Consider the following 15700-nt stretch of genomic DNA (forward strand, 5'->3'; position numbering starts at 1 on the left):
AGTGCTGAGGGTGGCCAGTATGCCTTGGAGCCGGTGGAGATCAAAATGTGGGAGCTGGCTTGCCTGCGATGGCGGTGGGTCAGTTACCGAAAATATCGTCTGACACGTCGCTATCGCAGGCAAGCCAGCTCCCACATTCGATTGGGGGGCAGGTTATTCCAGGTGTTCGGGTTTGACCGGGTCGCCGGATTTCATATCCAACTGCTGGCGCACATCCTCAAACATCAGGTCGTAATGCTTGTGCTGTGAACCGACGCTGCTATGGGTCTTGGGAATGCCGTATTTTTCGACAATCTTGGTCACATTGCTGGCGAAGTTATAGGCCTGGTCCTTGGGCAGGAAAAAGGTTTCCTTCATGTCCTTGCCCTGGATGCTGCCATGCAGGGTGAACTGCATGCCTTTGCCTTCGCGGTCATCCGTGACGACTTCGTAGTCCAGGCACAGGTCGTAGCTGACATCGTCCTTGTTCAGCGCGTGTCGCTCGATATGCAAGTGGCCGGGTTCAAAGATAGCCATAGGCGTTTCTCCTCAACTTCACAGGTAGGTGATGCCAGGTTTTGCCGTGCTGATGCGCGTGCCGGCGCTGCCCTGGACGATGGCTTCGATGTCCGAGAGTGAACCGATCACCGCGGTTTTGCCAGTCTGACGGGCGAACTCGCAGGCGGCTTGTACCTTGGGGCCCATGGAGCCGGCGGCGAAGCCGAGTTTTTCCATATCGTCGGGGTGGGCCTGGCCGATGGCCTTCTGGGTGGGCTTGCCGAAGTCGATAAAGGCGGCGTTGACGTCGGTGGCGATCACCAGCAAATCGGCCTCCAGTTGCGTGGCCAGCAAGGAGGAACACAAGTCTTTGTCGATCACCGCTTCAATGCCGCGCAGCTTGCCGTCTTCGCCATACATGGTGGGGATGCCGCCACCACCGGCGCAGATCACGATGGCTTTTTTCTCCAGCAGCCACTTGATCGGGCGAATTTCAAAGATGCGTTTGGGACGCGGGCTGGCGACTACACGGCGGTATTTGTCGCCGTCGGGCGCGATGGCCCAACCTTTTTCGGTGGCGAGCTTCTCGGCTTCGGCTTTGGCGTACACAGGGCCGATAGGCTTGGTGGGGTTCTGGAAGGCCGGGTCCTTGGCGTCGACTTCGACCTGGGTGAGCAGGGTGGCGAACGGCACTTCGAAGTCCAGCAGGTTGCCCAGTTCCTGTTCGATGATGTAGCCGATCATGCCCTCGGTCTCGGCGCCCAGCACGTCCAGTGGGTAAGGCGAGACGCTGGTGTAGGCCGCCGCCTGCAATGACAGCAGGCCGACTTGCGGGCCATTGCCGTGGGCGATCACCAACTCGTTGCCGGGGTGGATCTTGGCGATCTGTTCGGTGGCGATGCGGATATTGGCGCGTTGGTTGTCTGCGGTCATGGGTTCACCACGACGCAGGAGGGCGTTGCCGCCCAAGGCTACGACGATGCGCATACAGAATGTCCTTCTAGAATGATCGTTCCCACGCTCTGCGTGGGAATGCCCCACCGGACGCTCTGCGTCCGCTCTTGTGGCGCAGAGCGCCACTGGCTGCATTCCCACGCGGAGCGTGGGAACGATCAGAGTGGGGTTAGATATCCGCCAACGCCGACACCAGAATCGCCTTGATGGTATGCATGCGGTTTTCCGCCTGCTCGAAGGCAATATTGGCCGGCGACTCGAACACCTCTTCGGTCACTTCCACGCCATTGGCCAGGTGCGGATAGCGCGCCGCGATGTCCTTGCCGACCTTGGTTTCGCTGTTGTGGAACGCCGGCAGGCAGTGCATGAATTTCACCCGAGGGTTGCCCGAGGCTTTCATCATCTTGGCGTTGACCTGGTACGGCAGCAGTTGCTCGATGCGTTCGTCCCACGCTTCCACCGGCTCACCCATGGACACCCAGATATCGGTGTGGATGAAGTCCACGCCCTTGACGGCTTCTTTCGGGTCTTCGGTGATGGTAATGCGCGCGCCGCTTTCCTCGGCGAAGGCCTGGCACTGTTTGATGAAGTCTTCATGGGGCCACAGCGCTTTCGGCGCGCCGATGCGCACGTCCATGCCGAGCTTGGCGCCGATCATCAGCAGCGAGTTACCCATGTTGTAGCGCGCGTCGCCCAGGTAGGCGTAGCTGATGTCATGCAGCGGCTTGTCGCTGTGCTCGCGCATGGTCAGGGTGTCGGCGATCATTTGGGTCGGGTGGAATTCAGCGGTGAGGCCGTTGAACACCGGCACACCGGCGAACTTGGCCAGCTCTTCGACGATTTCCTGCTCAAAACCACGGTACTCGATGGCATCGAACATCCGGCCCAACACGCGGGCGGTGTCTTTCATGCTTTCTTTGTGGCCGATCTGCGACGACACCGGGTCGATATAGGTGACGTGGGCGCCTTGGTCATGGGCCGCGACTTCGAAGGCACAGCGAGTGCGGGTCGAGGTTTTTTCGAAGATCAGCGCGATGTTCTTGCCCTGCAAGTGCGGGCGCTCGGTGCCGGTGTATTTGGCGCGTTTGAGGTCGCGGGACAGGTCCAGCAGGTAATGCAGCTCGCGGGTAGTGTGGTGCATCAGCGACAGCAGGCTGCGGTTGCGCATATTGAAAGCCATGATGGAATCTCCTTAATAGTCGATAGGGTCGCGGATGATCGGGCAGGTCATGCAGTGGCCGCCGCCACGGCCACGGCCGAGTTCACCGGCGCTGATGGTGATCACTTCCACACCGGCCTTGCGCAGCAGGGTGTTGGTGTAGGTGTTGCGGTCGTAGCCAATCACCACGCCCGGTTCCACGGCCACCACGTTGTTGCCGTCATCCCATTGCTCGCGTTCGGCGGCGAAGCTGTTGCCGCCGGTCTCGACGACACGTAGCGCCTTGAGGTTGAGCGCTGCGGCCACGGTTTCGAGGAAGTTGGTTTTCTCGCGCTGGATGTCGATGCCGTGGGGCTTGCTCTCGTCAGGGCGCAGGGTGAACGGCACGATCTGGTTGACCACTTCGGGGAAGACGGTGACCAGGTCGCGGTCGCAGAAGCTGAACACGGTGTCCAGGTGCATCGCGGCGCGGGATTTGGGCAGGCCGGCCACAATGACGCGTTCCACGGCTTTGTTCTGGAACAGGTTGCGCGCCAGTTGGCCGATGGCCTGGTGGGAGGAGCGCTCACCCATGCCGATCAACACCACGCCATTGCCAATCGGCATCACGTCGCCGCCTTCCAGCGTCGCGGCGCCATGTTCCAGGTCGGGGTCGCCGTACCAGATCTGGAAGTCCGCGTTGGTGAACTCAGGGTGGAATTTGTAGATGGCGCTGGTCAGCAGGGTTTCCTGGCGGCGCGCCGGCCAGTACATCGGGTTGAGCGTCACGCCGCCGTAGATCCAGCAGGTGGTGTCGCGGGTGAACTGGGTGTTGGGCAGTGGCGGCAAGATGAAACTGGCGTGGCCGAGAAAATCGCGGAACATCTCGATGGTCTTGCCACCGAAGCTGCTCGGCAGGTCGTCGGCCGACACGCCGCCAATCAGGTATTCGCTGATTTTGCGCGGCTCCAGGCTGCGCAGCCACGAGCCGACTTCATCGACCAGGCCCAGGCCTACGGTGTTGGCGGTGATCTTGCGTTCCAGAATCCAGTCCAGCGCTTCGGGGTTGGCGACGATGTCGGTGAGCAGGTTGTGCATTTCCAGCACATCAATGTCCCGCTCGCGCATCTTGGTCACGAAGTCGAAGTGGTCGCGCTTGGCCTGGGCCACCCACAGCACGTCATCGAACAGCAGCTCGTCGCAGTTGTTGGGGGTCAGCCGCTGGTGGGCCAAACCTGGGGAGCACACCATGACTTTGCGCAGTTTGCCGGCTTCGGAATGTACGCCGTACTTCACTTTTTCCGTGGTCATTACAGATCCTCCAGTGAACAACAATTACAGGGTCAGGAAGCCGTCGTAGAGCCCATAGGCCGCCACCAGGGCGCCAATGACCACTGCGGCGAAAATCAGCTTCTCGACGGGGGTGAAAATCGGTTTGCCCAGTTCACGCTTGGCCTTGGCGAACAGGATCGCGCCGGGGGCGTAGAGCAGGGCGGAGAGCAGCAGGTATTTGGTGCCGCCGGCATACAGCAGCCAGATCGCATAGATCAGGGCGATGGCGCCGATGAACAGGTCTTTCCTGCGCTCTTTGAGGGCGTTCTCGTAGGTCTCGCCGCGCACCGCCAGCAGCAGGGCGTAGGCCGCCGACCACAGGTAAGGCACCAGGATCATCGAGGTGGCGAGGTAGATCAGTGACAGGTAGGTGCTGGCGGAAAACAGCGTGATCACCAGGAATATCTGCACCATTGCGTTGGTCAGCCACAGTGCGTTGACGGGCACATGGTTGGCGTTTTCCTTGCGCAGGAACTCCGGCATGGTGTGGTCCTTGGCGGCGGCGAACATGATCTCCGCACACAGCAGCACCCAGGACAGCAGCGCGCCGAGCAGGGAGATGATCAAGCCCACGCTAATCAGCACCGCGCCCCAGTGGCCCACCACATGCTCCAGCACGGCGGCCATCGACGGGTTTTGCAGCTTGGCCAGTTCCGGCTGGGTCATGATCCCCAGGGACAGCACGTTCACCAGCATCAGGAACAGCAGCACAGTGATAAAGCCGATCACGGTGGCCTTGCCCACGTCACTGCGTTTCTCGGCACGGGACGAGAAGATGCTCGCGCCTTCGATGCCGATAAACACCCACACGGTGACCAGCATCATGTTGCGCACCTGGTTCATCACACTGCCCAGGTCCGGGTTTTTCACGCCCCAGATGTCAGCGGTGAAGATGTCCAGCTTGAACGCGAACAGCGCGATGAGCACGAACAGCAGCAGCGGCACCACCTTGGCGACGGTGGTTACCAGGTTAATGAACGCCGCTTCCTTGATTCCGCGCAGCACCAGGAAATGCACGGCCCACAACAGCACTGACGCAGCGATCACCGCCGTCGGGGTATTGCCCTCGCCAAAGACCGGGAAGAAATAGCCCAAGGTGCTGAACAGCAAGACGAAGTACCCGACGTTGCCCAGCCAAGCGCTGATCCAGTAGCCCCAGGCGGATGAAAAGCCCATGTAGTCGCCGAAACCGGCCTTGGCGTAGGCGTAGACCCCGCCGTCGAGGTCAGGCTTGCGGTTGGCGAGGGTCTGGAACACGAAGGCGAGGGTCAACATGCCGATGGCGGTAATCACCCAGCCGATCAACACCGCACCGACATCGGCGCTGGCGGCCATGTTTTGTGGCAATGAAAAGATACCGCCGCCAATCATCGAGCCGACGACAAGTGCGACCAGGGCGCCTAGTCGAAGTTTTCCGGGAGTTTCAGACATTGCATGACTCCAATGCAGGAGAAGAGAGACCACAGAATAATTCCGTGCGCTAATCAAACAGCTGACTCAGATCACTTCATTGGCACATTCCATTGTGAATTAACGACTTAGGGTGAGGTTTTTGCGGGCGAACAAGTCCCGCAAAGGCGCTTGATAGAGCGCTCTTTGCTTTGTGGTTAATCATTTGGTCGAGGACATGGGTGTTGACGCTAGTTCGTATTTGCGAATGTGCAAATTTTTTGTACGTTGTTTGACTATCGCTTCATAATTGACGTATTTAAATTCTAAATAAGCCTAAACTTCCTACCTTTACATATCCTTATGTTATGACAACGTCATTAATCTGAATTACTTATGTGCGCAGTTGTCGCCCAACCGTTTATTTCGAGGAAGCTGCATGACCCAACCCGCCCAGAAACTTCGGCTCAGTGCCCTGATTGCCCTGGTGGTGGGCTCGATGATTGGCGGCGGCATCTTTTCATTGCCGCAGAACATGGCTGCCCGTGCCGAAGTGGGGGCCATCTTGATCGGCTGGGCGATCACCGCCATCGGCATGCTGACCCTGGCCTTTGTGTTCCAGACGTTGGCGAACCGTAAGCCCGAACTGGACTCCGGGGTGTATGCCTACGCCAAGGCGGGTTTTGGCGATTACATGGGCTTTTCATCCGCCTGGGGTTACTGGATCAGCGCGTGGATGGGTAACGTCGGTTATTTCGTCTTGCTGTTCAGCACCCTTGGCTACTTTTTTCCGGCATTCGGCCAGGGTAATACACCGCTCGCCATCGGCTGCGCGTCGCTGTTGCTGTGGGCCGTGCATTTTCTGGTGATGCGCGGGATCAAAGAGGCAGCGTTCATCAACCAGGTGACGACGGTGGCGAAGATCGTGCCGCTGCTGATGTTTATCGTGATCGCCGCCGTTGCATTCAAGGCGGATATTTTCACCCGCGATATCTGGGGAATGGGTAACCCGCAGATGGGCAGCGTGGTCGAGCAGGTGCGCCACATGATGCTGGTCACGGTGTTTGTGTTTATCGGGATCGAAGGCGCCAGTGTGTATTCGGCGCGGGCGCGGAAACGCTCGGACGTGGGGCGCGCCACTGTGATTGGTTTCGTGGGCGTGCTGGCCTTGCTGGTGCTGGTGAATGTGTTGTCCCTGGGCATCATGAGCCAGCCGGAGCTGGCGCAATTGCAGAACCCGTCTCTGGCCGGTGTGTTGGAGCATATCGTCGGGCCTTGGGGCGCGGTATTGATCAGTATCGGCCTGGCGGTTTCGCTGCTCGGCGCGTTGCTCTCCTGGGCGCTGCTGTGCGCGGAAATCCTCTATGCCACCGCCCAGGACAAGACCATGCCGGCGTTCCTGAAGAAGGAAAACGCCAATCAGGTGCCGGTCAATGCCTTATGGCTGACCAACGTGATGATCCAGGCATTCCTGGTGATCACGCTGTTTTCCGCCAGCACCTACACCACCCTGATCTACCTGGCTTCCTCAATGATCCTGGTGCCTTATTTGTGGTCGGCGGCCTATGCGGTGCTGTTGAGCGCGCGCGGCGAAACCTATGCAGGCTGGCAGCGTCGGCGCATGAAAGATCTGCTGGTGGGGCTGGTTGCCCTCGGTTATGCGATCTGGCTGCTGTATGCGGGGGGCTTGAAGTACTTGCTGCTGTCGGCGTTGCTGTACGCACCGGGTGTGATCCTGTTTGCCCTGGCCAAGCGCGAGCAGGGCCAACCCTTGTTTACCACCGTGGAAAAAGGCATTTTCAGCGGCGTGATCGCGGGCGCCGGGTTAGCCGCGTATGGGCTGTATAGCGGGGTATTGTCACTGTGAGACTGGCGTATCAACCGCCCTACGACTGGGCGGCGATGCTGGGGTTCCTATCGGCGCGGGCGATTACCGGGTTGGAAACCGTGGACGCCGGGGTGTATCGGCGCAGTATCAGTGTGGCGGGCCGACATGGCTGGGTCAGCCTCGAACCGGGCGTGGGGGATTGGCTGGAGGTGACGGTCGACTTTCCCGAGCCTGCAGCGATGCCTGAGATCGAGCGGCGCTTGCGCAGGATGTTTGATCTGGATGCGGTGCCTGAGGTGATCAACGCGCAATTGTCGCAAGCCCCCCTGATGGCGCAACTGGTTGCGGCCCGCCCTGGCCTGCGGTTGCCAGGCACCTGGGACGGGTTGGAACTGGCGATTCGTGCAGTGCTGGGCCAGCAGATCACCGTGGTGGCGGCGATTCGCCTGGCGGGCAAGCTGGTGGCGCAGTATGGCCAGACCCTGCAAACCCCGCACGCCGGTATTACCCACCTGTTTCCGACACCTGAAGTGTTGGCTGCGGCGGACCTGACTACCCTGGGCATGCCCAAGGCGCGGGGCCGTACGTTGTCTGGTGTGGCCCAGGCGCTGTTGGATGACCCACAGCTTTTCGAACCCAAGGCCAGCCTCCAGGACGGGGTTGCACGGTTGGTGGCATTGCGGGGGATTGGAGAGTGGACCGCGCAGTACATCGCCATGCGCCAGTTGCGCGAGGCGGATGCGTTTGCGTCGGGGGATATCGGGCTGATCAATGCTTTGGCGGCTTTGGAAGGTGGGCCGGTGTCGGCGCGGCAGTTATTGGCGCGGGCCGACGCGTGGCGGCCGTTGAGGGCGTATGCGGCGCAGCATTTGTGGACAACCCTGTAGGAGCGAGCTTGCTCGCGAAAAACCTGAGAACGCCGCTGTGTATCAGGTTTCCCGCGTTATCGTTGGCGACCTTCGCGAGCAAGCTCGCTCCTACAGGGTATTAGTCACCACTGAGGCCGGTGCGAACCCAGTTCCACCGCCGGAAAATCCCACTGCAACGGCGTGCCACTGATGCTCAGCGGGGCTAGCAGCCGATGAGCCTGGCCCCAGGCTGTCTGCTCCACCACCAGGCCTTGGTCATTGATATCTTCTTCGCGCAATGCCGCTTGCTGTGACACTTGCCCGGCCTCCACCAGCAACTTCGCCGTACGCGCCAACGACAAGCGCGCCGAACCGCCGCGTCCGGAGTCCAGGCGCTCGGCCAACGCCCGGATCGCACTGGCGGCCATCAAATAGCCGGTGGCGTGATCCAGCGCCTGCACCGGCAGCGGCAGCGGTTTATCCGTCTGTTTCCAGGCCATGCCCGCCTCGGCAATCCCGCTGCTCATCTGCACCAGGCTGTCAAAGCCACGCCGATTACGCCATGGGCCGCTCCAGCCGTAGGCGTTGAGGCTGACGTCGATCAGTCCGGGGGCGATGTGCTGACGTTCGCCAAGGGTATAACCGAGTTGCTCCAGGGCATCGGCGCGGTAACCGTGGAACAGGATGTCGGCGTCCTTGAGCAACGCTTCGAACACTTGCCGGTCGTCGTGGCTCGTTAGATCCAGGCGGGCGCAGCGTTTACCCAGGGTCATTTCCGGGACGACGCCAGGTTCGTTCCAGGTGGGCGAGTCGATGCGCAGTACGCTGGCACCCAAGCCGGCGAGGAAACGACTGGCCACCGGGCCGGCCAGCACCCGGGTTAAATCCAGCACCTTGATGCCGGCCAGTGGGCGCGCTGCGGAACCGAGCCAGGGTTTGTCGGTGCCGCGTTCGAAGACCTGACGCTGGATCAACGCTTCGGCGTTTACCGCCAAGCCTTGGGGATGCTGCTGCCAGGCTTGCCAGCTACGCATCTGCGCCGCACAACCGCCCGCATCGACAACCGCCTGTTCCAGTTCGGCGGCTTTCCAGGTCGCGACTCTACTCGCCATGGCTGCGCGATCAGCGGCAGGCCCCAATACCCGCTCGGCCGCTGCGCGGTGATGGGGCGCGTTGGTGTGCAGACGGATCCAGCCATCCACGCTGGCGTAATCACCCGCTACCGGGTCCCACAAAGGCGGCACTTGCCACCCCACGGGGCGAATCGACGAGGAGAACCACAACGAGGCCAGGCGCCGATCCACGCTGACGCTGGGCAGGCGCCCGGTTTGTTGCTCAATCAACTGGGCGACGGCCTGGCCCGCGGCGCCGATGCTGGCGGCCGCCAGGTCTGTCACGGCGAAGGTCGAGGGCAAGGCGCCGGCCTGGGTCTGGGGCAGTGGGGCGTGCGGTAAAGCGAGTGCGGCTTGGATGGGAGTCAGCAGGTCTGTCATCAAAGGCCCTCCGTAAGAGAAGGGCCACTATAGAAGATCATCCCACCGGTGTGGCAACCCCAGGGATCAAGGGCAGTTCGATGCTGGCGATAAAGCCGCCATCGGGATGGTTGGCCAGGATCAGGTTACCGCCATGGCGCTCGGCGGCGCGACGGGCGATGGCCAGGCCCAGGCCATGGCCTTGGGCGGTCTGGCCTGGCGCCCGGTAGAACGGCTCGCCCAATTGGCTCAGGTGCTCGGCTTCAACGCCGGGGCCGTGGTCGCGTACGCTGATCAGAATGCGCCCGCCTTGATGCTGGGCCTGCAATTCAATCGGTTCGCCCACCGGGTTGAAGCGCTGGGCATTGCGCAGCAGGTTGTCCACGGCGCGTTCGATCATGGTCGGCCAGCCTTTAAGCTGCAAGTCATTGGCAGTCGTCAGTTGCACCACTTGCTCGGGGGCACTGAGTTGGGCGTCCTTTTGCAGCGTTTTAAGCAACGGGGTGAGGTCGATGTCTTCGGCGCTGGCGTTGTCGGCGTCGACCCGCGCCAATACCAGGATCTCGCTGATCAAGGCCTCCAGTCGATCGCATTCGCGGGTCAGGCGCGGCCAGAGTTTTTCCCGTTCTTCGGGGCTGGCGCGTTCGGCCAGGGCCAGGGCGATACGCAAGCGCGCCAACGGCGAGCGCAGTTCGTGGGACACGTCGCGCAGCAACTGGCGCTGGCTGCCGATCAGGCTTTGCAGGCGTGCGCCCATGCGGTTGAAGTCGTTGGCCAGCACGCCGAACTCGTCGCGCCGATTGGCCAGTTGCGCCAGGCTGTTCTGTTGATAAGTGGTTTGCCCCAGATCATGCACCGCGCCGCGCAAACGGCTGAGTGGGCGGGTGATGGACAAGGTCACCAGCAGGCTGAACAGGGTCAGCACCACCAGGGTAATCGCCAATGCACTGAGCGGCCACAGCAGGCTGCTGCGGTGCCAGGCGTCCAGCTCCGGGTGAGGAATACGGTAGATCAATAGGTAGGTGTCGCCGGTTTTGGCGCTGGTGTACTCGGCGGTCAGGCGTCGCCACGGCAGGTGGCCGTCCTGGCTGTCGTTCTGGCGGGCTTCGAACGCGGCGGCGCGGCGCGGGAAGGTGCCGCGCACCACCGGGTCGCCGCTTTCGTTAAGCACTTGCACGTCGATGTGGTACTGGCGTTTGCGCTGCTGCAGCAACTCCTGGGCGGCGTCTTCGCCCTGGGTTTCGTAGAGCTGCGTCCACTCTTGGGCCAGGTTGTTGAGGCCAGGGTGGCGGCTGAGAATCCAGGCATCCTGGTTGAGCATGTGCCCAAGCAGGATCGACAAACCGGCAACCAGGGCGATGGCCAGCCAGAAACTCGCCAGGATACGCCAGAACAATGAACGCACAGGAAACCCTCAAACAGGAAAAGCCCAGCGGCGCGAACCACTGGGCTGGGGTGAAGCTAGGCCATTATTGCGCTTTTTGCGCTTGCTGGGCTTTCCAGGCCTGGAACTCTTTCCATTCGGCGCGGCGTTCGGCTTGTTTCTTGACGATTTCGTCGTACTTCTTCTGCTGGTCGGGCTTGAGCACGGCACGGATATCGGTCTGGGTTTTCTGCTTGCCTGCGGCGATTTCGTCCTGCATCGCCTTCTGGTCAGCGGCTGGCAGTTTGTCCAGGTACTTTTTGACCAGGTCTTTGCGGGCGTGCCATTGGTCACCCATCAGCTTGCGGATCTGCTCGCGCTGTTCCTTGCTCAAGTCCAGCTGGCTGAACGGGCCGCCTTTGCCACGCGGACCGTGTTCACCGTGGCCTGGGCCGCCCATCATGTGGCTTTCAGGACCACCCATCGGGCCTGGGCCTTCCGGCATTGCCATGGCAACGGTGGGCAGGGCAGTGGCGAACATCAAAGCGATAAGGGTCTTGCGCATGGTGATTCTCCTGTCTCTATTCCGGTGAGTCCGGATGTGAGTAGGTTACGCAGCGCAAGGTCAGCGGCGGTCAGGGGAGGGTAAAGCTTCGGTAAAGACGGGTTTGATAGGAACTGACAAAACCCTCGAGGCTGATGAGAACGCGGGTGGGAGCTGGTTTGCCCGCGATAGCGGTGTGTCAGTCACCCTCATGCTAACTGGCCCACCACTATCGCAGGCAAGCCAGCTCCCACGGGTTGAGCGTGATGTTTAGAGGCTGTAGTAGTAACCACGACTACGCAGCGCCACGATCCGTGGCCGGCCATCGGGGTGTGGGCCGATCTTTTTACGCAGGTTGCTGACGTGCATATCCAGGCTGCGGTCATACAGGGTCAGCTTGCGGCCCAGGGCGATCTGCGCCAGTTCCTGTTTATCCAGGGGCTCGCCGGGCTGACGCAGCAATGCTTCGAGCAGGCGGCTTTCGGAGACGGTGAGGGCGAACTCCTGTTCATCGATGCTGACCACGCCGCGCACCGGGCTGAAGCACAGGTCGCCCAGTTCCAGCTGGGTCGATACCGCGGCCGGGTGGCTACGGCGTAACACGGCGCGCAGGCGCGCCGTCAGCTCGCGTGGGTCGCAAGGCTTGGCCAGGTAGTCGTCGGCGCCCAGTTCCAGGCCGAGGATGCGGTCCAGGGGTTCGCCCCGGGCCGAGAGCATCAGCACCGGCAGCTCCGGGTGGTCGTTGCGCAATTGCTTGAGCAGCTCCAGGCCGCTGCCGTCGGGCAGCATAACATCCAGTACGACGGCCGCCGGCGCACTGTCGGCCAGGGCTTTTCGGGCACTCAAGCCGTCATGGCAGGCGCGTACCTGGAAACCTTCCTGGCTCAACCAACTGGTCAGCAGCTCACAGAGCTCCTGGTCATCATCTATCAGTAACAGCTCGCTCATGACTCACTCAATTTAGCCATTGTCGGCGGCGAAGGCCCCACCGGTGACGCCGTGAGCCATTAGGAGTGCGCCGAAACGATTAGGTTCGACGCAGCCAGGCTCAAGGCAAGACTTGCTTGAACGGCTTGACCACTACATCGGCGTAGACGCCTGCTGCGACATAAGGGTCAGCCTTGGCCCAGGCCTGGGCGTCGGCCAGGGAGGCGAACTCGGCGACGATCAGGCTTCCGCTGAAACCCGCGTCGCCTGGGTCGTTGCTGTCGACGGCCGGGTGCGGGCCGGCCAGTACCATGCGGCCTTCGGCTTGCAGCTGTTTGAGGCGCTCGACGTGGGCCGGGCGTACGCTCAGGCGTTTTTCCAGGGAGTTGGCAACGTCGGTGGCAATGATGGCGTAGAGCATGTCAGTCCTCGGTTTTCGGTGTGGTGTCATGCAGGTGGCGTGACAGGTAGATGCCCTGGCCGATCAAAAACAATACGGTCATGCCCAGGCTGCCAAACACTTTGAAGTCGACCCAGTAGTCCTGGAAGGTGAAGGCCACGAACAGGTTGGCGGCGCCGCAGAACAGGAAGAACACGATCCAGGCCACGTTCAGGCGCACCCACACCGGCTCCGGCAAGGTCAGCGCATGGCCCATGATCCGCTTGATCAGCAGGCGGTCACCGATGAAGTGGCTGCCGATAAACACCAGGGCGAACAGCCAGTTCACCACAGGGGCTTTCCATTTAAGGAAGGTTTCGCTGTGGAAGGCCAGGGTGAGGCCACCGAACACCAGGCAGGCGACGAGGGTGAGCCATTGGCTTTTTTCCAGCTTGCGCTGCGAGATGAAGATGGCGCCGTACACTACGATAGAGCTGATGATCAGTACGGCAGTGGCACTGTAGATGCCCCCGAACGACAGCTCGTGGCCGGCGATTTCGATGACCCTGGGGTCGAGTTTGGTAACGATGAAAAACAGCAACAGCGGGATGAAGTCGATGAATTGTTTCACAGTAAGAGCCAGAAGCTGGATGTGGCGGCATAATAACAAACATCCTTGGTTGCGATAGCGCCAGCTGACTTGAGGTTACACACCCCCGTGAATGTTGATTTGCACTGCCACAGCACGGCCTCCGACGGCGCCCTGGCGCCCGCTGTACTGGTTGCGCGTGCGTTCGAAAAAGGCGTGCGAGTTTTGGCATTGACCGACCATGACACCCTTGAAGGCCTCGACGAAGCCCGCCAGGCCGCGCACTCCCTGGGTATGCAGCTGGTTAACGGCGTGGAATTGTCCTGCACCTGGGGCGGCGCCACCATCCACGTGCTGGGCTACGGTTTTGATCAAAAGGCTCCGCCCTTGGTGGCGGCGATTGCCCAATTGCACGATGGCCGCTGGCTGCGGTCCGAAGAAATAAGCCGCAAGCTCAGCCTTAAAGGCATGCCAGGTGCCCTCGATGGCGCCCGTGCTATCCAGCAGGAACTGGGCGACAGCGGCAACGCACCGGCCCGTCCGCACTTTGCCGACTGGATGGTGCGTGAAGGCTATGTGAAGGATCGCGCCGAGGCCTTTCGCAAATGGCTGGGCGCCGGCAAGTTGGGCGATGTGAAGCTGCACTGGCCAACCCTGGAAGACACCGTCCAGACCCTGCGGGCCTCCGGGGCCTGGGTGAGCCTGGCGCATCCCTGGCATTACGATTTCACCCGCAGCAAGCGCCGCAAGCTGATCAGCGACTATATTGGAGCGGGTGGCCACGCCATCGAGGTGGTCAACGGGCATCAACCCGCCGAACAGGTCGGCAGCCTGGCGATCCTCGCCCGCGAATTTGGTCTGCTGGTCAGTGCCGGCAGTGATTTTCATGGCCCAGGCGGCTGGTCCGAGATTGGCGAATATCGCCAGGTCCCGGAAGATCTGCCGCTATTGTGGGGGCGATTCAAGCATGACCCCATTATTGCCACCGTCTGAACAGGTAGAGCACGTGAGCCAATTCTTCCAGATTCATCCGGAAAACCCTCAGGCGCGCCTGATCAAGCAGGCCGTGGAGATCATCCGTGCCGGCGGCGTGGTGATCTATCCGACTGATTCGTCCTACGCCATTGGCTGCCAGATCGGCGACAAGGGCGCGGTGGAGCGAGTAAGACGCCTGCGCCAGCTGGACGACAAGCACAACTTTGCGCTGATCTGCAGCGACTTGTCCCAGCTCGGGCTGTTCGCCAAGGTCGACACCGGCACCTTCCGCCTGCTCAAGGCCCACACGCCGGGGCCCTACACCTTCATCCTCAACGCCACCCGCGAAGTGCCGCGCCTGTTGCTGCACCCGAAGAAACGCACCATTGGCCTGCGCGTGCCGGAACACCCGATTGCCCTGGCGCTGCTTGCCGAATTGGGCGAACCGCTGATGAGCGTGTCGTTGATCCTGCCCGGCGAAACCGAGCCGTTGTACGACCCTTACGAAATGCGCCGTTTGCTGGAAAAGCACGTCGACCTGATCATCGACGGCGGCTACGGTGGCAACAAGGCCTCCACGGTGATCAACCTGGCCGATGGCGAGCCAGAAGTGGTGCGTGTGGGTTGTGGCGATCCGGCTCCGTTCATGGTCGAGGCCTGAATGTCAGCCGTGGAAGCCGCTGATCCCCAGGCTGGCGCCCAGCAGGAACTGCCGTTTGCCATGGTGTATGGCCAGGCGGTCATGGAAATGCCCCTGGACCTGTACATCCCGCCGGACGCCCTGGAGGTGTTCCTTGAAGCCTTCGAAGGCCCGCTGGACTTGCTGCTGTACCTGATCCGCAAGCAGAACATCAACATCCTTGACATTCCGGTGGCAGAAATTACCCGCCAATACATGGGCTATGTCGAGCTGATGCAGTCGGTGCGCCTGGAACTGGCCGCCGAGTACCTGGTCATGGCCGCCATGCTCGCCGAGATCAAGTCGCGCATGCTGTTGCCGCGCTCGGAGACGGTAGAAGCCGAAGAGGATGACCCGCGCGCCGAGCTGATCCGCCGCCTGCAGGAGTACGAACGCTTCAAGGCCGCCGCCGAAGGCATCGACGGCCTGAGCCGTGTGGGCCGTGATGTGGTGGTGCCCAAGCTCGACGCTCCCGAGGCGCGCGCGCGCAAGTTGCTGCCGGACGTGAGTCTGGAAGAATTGCTGATGTCCATGGCCGAAGTACTGCGCCGCGGCGATATGTTCGAGAGCCACCAGGTCAGCCGTGAAGCGCTGTCCACCCGCGAGCGCATGAGCGATGTGCTGGAACGTCTCAAGGGAGGTGGGTTTGTGCCCTTTGTCGAGTTGTTTACTGCCGAAGAGGGCCGACTGGGCGTGGTGGTGACCTTTATGGCGATCCTTGAGCTGGTGAAGGAGTCCTTGGTCGAGCTGGTGCAGAATGAGCCTTTTGCGGCTATCCACGTGCGGGCGCGAGCCGAATAACGAGC

16 protein-coding genes are annotated in these 15700 nt (G+C 61.4%); 5 read left to right on the forward strand and 11 right to left on the reverse strand.

From position 1 onward, the window contains the following. Nucleotides 1–153: 153 nt before the first annotated feature. From FXO12_RS25300 to arcD (FXO12_RS25320), 5 genes are all read right to left on the reverse strand, one after another. Nucleotides 154–516: a DUF5064 family protein gene (locus FXO12_RS25300; RefSeq protein WP_057975114.1), complete on the reverse strand. Its 363-nt coding sequence runs from the start codon at nt 514–516 to the stop codon at nt 154–156. Nucleotides 517–534: 18 nt separating this feature from the next. Then, nucleotides 535–1464, reverse strand: a complete 930-nt coding sequence (gene arcC, locus FXO12_RS25305) for a carbamate kinase (RefSeq protein ID WP_057975115.1) — start codon at nt 1462–1464, stop codon at nt 535–537. A gap of 136 nt (nt 1465–1600) precedes the next feature. Next, complete coding sequence (locus tag FXO12_RS25310) at nt 1601–2611, reverse strand: ornithine carbamoyltransferase (RefSeq protein WP_014719695.1); 1011 nt, start codon at nt 2609–2611, stop codon at nt 1601–1603. 12 nt (nt 2612–2623) lie between these two features. After that, nucleotides 2624–3880 carry an arginine deiminase gene (gene arcA, locus FXO12_RS25315; RefSeq protein WP_054918486.1) on the reverse strand — a complete coding sequence of 419 codons (1257 nt, stop codon included), beginning with the start codon at nt 3878–3880 and terminating at the stop codon, nt 2624–2626. Nucleotides 3881–3904: 24 nt separating this feature from the next. Continuing rightward, on the reverse strand, nt 3905–5332 hold the full coding sequence (arcD, locus tag FXO12_RS25320; RefSeq protein ID WP_014719693.1) for an arginine-ornithine antiporter: 1428 nt from the start codon (nt 5330–5332) through the stop codon (nt 3905–3907). A 397-nt stretch (nt 5333–5729) separates the two neighbouring features. On the opposite strand from arcD (FXO12_RS25320), the gene arcD (FXO12_RS25325) reads away from it, so the two are divergent. Together arcD (FXO12_RS25325) and FXO12_RS25330 are read left to right on the forward strand one after the other, a co-directional pair. Then, nucleotides 5730–7157, forward strand: coding sequence for an arginine-ornithine antiporter (gene arcD / locus FXO12_RS25325; protein ID WP_057975116.1), 1428 nt, complete (start codon nt 5730–5732; stop codon nt 7155–7157). After that, nucleotides 7154–8005, forward strand: a complete 852-nt coding sequence (locus FXO12_RS25330) for a DNA-3-methyladenine glycosylase (RefSeq protein WP_057975117.1) — start codon at nt 7154–7156, stop codon at nt 8003–8005. The genes arcD (FXO12_RS25325) and FXO12_RS25330 overlap by 4 nt, the downstream gene beginning before the upstream one ends. A gap of 104 nt (nt 8006–8109) precedes the next feature. On the opposite strand, the gene FXO12_RS25335 is transcribed toward FXO12_RS25330, so the two are convergent. The 6 genes from FXO12_RS25335 to FXO12_RS25360 all read right to left on the reverse strand — a co-directional run bounded on the left by FXO12_RS25335 (nt 8110) and on the right by FXO12_RS25360 (nt 13282). After that, on the reverse strand, nt 8110–9459 hold the full coding sequence (locus tag FXO12_RS25335; protein WP_057975118.1) for a CoA transferase: 1350 nt from the start codon (nt 9457–9459) through the stop codon (nt 8110–8112). A gap of 37 nt (nt 9460–9496) precedes the next feature. Continuing rightward, nucleotides 9497–10843 (reverse strand): HAMP domain-containing sensor histidine kinase, encoded by a 1347-nt coding sequence (locus tag FXO12_RS25340; RefSeq protein ID WP_054898400.1) that lies wholly within the window; start codon nt 10841–10843, stop codon nt 9497–9499. A gap of 64 nt (nt 10844–10907) precedes the next feature. After that, on the reverse strand, nt 10908–11366 hold the full coding sequence (locus FXO12_RS25345) for an LTXXQ domain protein (RefSeq protein ID WP_034128544.1): 459 nt from the start codon (nt 11364–11366) through the stop codon (nt 10908–10910). Nucleotides 11367–11615: 249 nt separating this feature from the next. Beyond that, entirely contained in the window at nt 11616–12293 is a 678-nt protein-coding gene (locus FXO12_RS25350; protein WP_003193803.1) for a response regulator transcription factor, read from the reverse strand. A gap of 100 nt (nt 12294–12393) precedes the next feature. After that, on the reverse strand, nt 12394–12693 hold the full coding sequence (locus FXO12_RS25355) for a YciI family protein (RefSeq protein WP_034128543.1): 300 nt from the start codon (nt 12691–12693) through the stop codon (nt 12394–12396). Between the two features lies 1 nt (nt 12694). Then, entirely contained in the window at nt 12695–13282 is a 588-nt protein-coding gene (locus FXO12_RS25360) for a septation protein A (protein ID WP_034128542.1), read from the reverse strand. 87 nt (nt 13283–13369) lie between these two features. Here FXO12_RS25360 and FXO12_RS25365 point away from each other — a divergent pair, with 87 nt between their 5' ends. The 3 genes from FXO12_RS25365 to FXO12_RS25375 all read left to right on the forward strand — a co-directional run bounded on the left by FXO12_RS25365 (nt 13370) and on the right by FXO12_RS25375 (nt 15695). Beyond that, a complete protein-coding gene (locus FXO12_RS25365) occupies nt 13370–14233 on the forward strand; it encodes a PHP domain-containing protein (RefSeq protein ID WP_003193798.1) in 864 nt (287 codons plus the stop codon). A 13-nt stretch (nt 14234–14246) separates the two neighbouring features. After that, nucleotides 14247–14876, forward strand: a complete 630-nt coding sequence (locus FXO12_RS25370) for an L-threonylcarbamoyladenylate synthase (RefSeq protein WP_003193796.1) — start codon at nt 14247–14249, stop codon at nt 14874–14876. Between the two features lie 120 nt (nt 14877–14996). Next, a complete protein-coding gene (locus FXO12_RS25375) occupies nt 14997–15695 on the forward strand; it encodes a ScpA family protein (RefSeq protein WP_164365898.1) in 699 nt (232 codons plus the stop codon). The last annotated feature ends 5 nt before the right edge of the window (nt 15696–15700 follow it).

Origin of the sequence: Pseudomonas sp. J380 (assembly GCF_009827115.1) — a bacterium.
GTDB classification, from domain to species: domain Bacteria; phylum Pseudomonadota; class Gammaproteobacteria; order Pseudomonadales; family Pseudomonadaceae; genus Aquipseudomonas; species Aquipseudomonas paracarnis.

Bases quoted from the DNA above. Each gene is read 5' to 3' on its own strand.
- FXO12_RS25300 (WP_057975114.1), bottom strand. From the start codon at position 516: ATGGCTATCTTTGAACCCGGCCACTTGCATATCGAGCGACACGCGCTG.
- arcC (WP_057975115.1), bottom strand. From the start codon at position 1,464: ATGCGCATCGTCGTAGCCTTGGGCGGCAACGCCCTCCTGCGTCGTGGT.
- FXO12_RS25310 (WP_014719695.1), bottom strand. From the start codon at position 2,611: ATGGCTTTCAATATGCGCAACCGCAGCCTGCTGTCGCTGATGCACCAC.
- arcA (WP_054918486.1), bottom strand. From the start codon at position 3,880: ATGACCACGGAAAAAGTGAAGTACGGCGTACATTCCGAAGCCGGCAAA.
- arcD (WP_014719693.1), bottom strand. From the start codon at position 5,332: ATGTCTGAAACTCCCGGAAAACTTCGACTAGGCGCCCTGGTCGCACTT.
- arcD (WP_057975116.1), top strand. From the start codon at position 5,730: ATGACCCAACCCGCCCAGAAACTTCGGCTCAGTGCCCTGATTGCCCTG.
- FXO12_RS25335 (WP_057975118.1), bottom strand. From the start codon at position 9,459: ATGACAGACCTGCTGACTCCCATCCAAGCCGCACTCGCTTTACCGCAC.
- FXO12_RS25345 (WP_034128544.1), bottom strand. From the start codon at position 11,366: ATGCGCAAGACCCTTATCGCTTTGATGTTCGCCACTGCCCTGCCCACC.
- FXO12_RS25350 (WP_003193803.1), bottom strand. From the start codon at position 12,293: ATGAGCGAGCTGTTACTGATAGATGATGACCAGGAGCTCTGTGAGCTG.
- FXO12_RS25355 (WP_034128543.1), bottom strand. From the start codon at position 12,693: ATGCTCTACGCCATCATTGCCACCGACGTTGCCAACTCCCTGGAAAAA.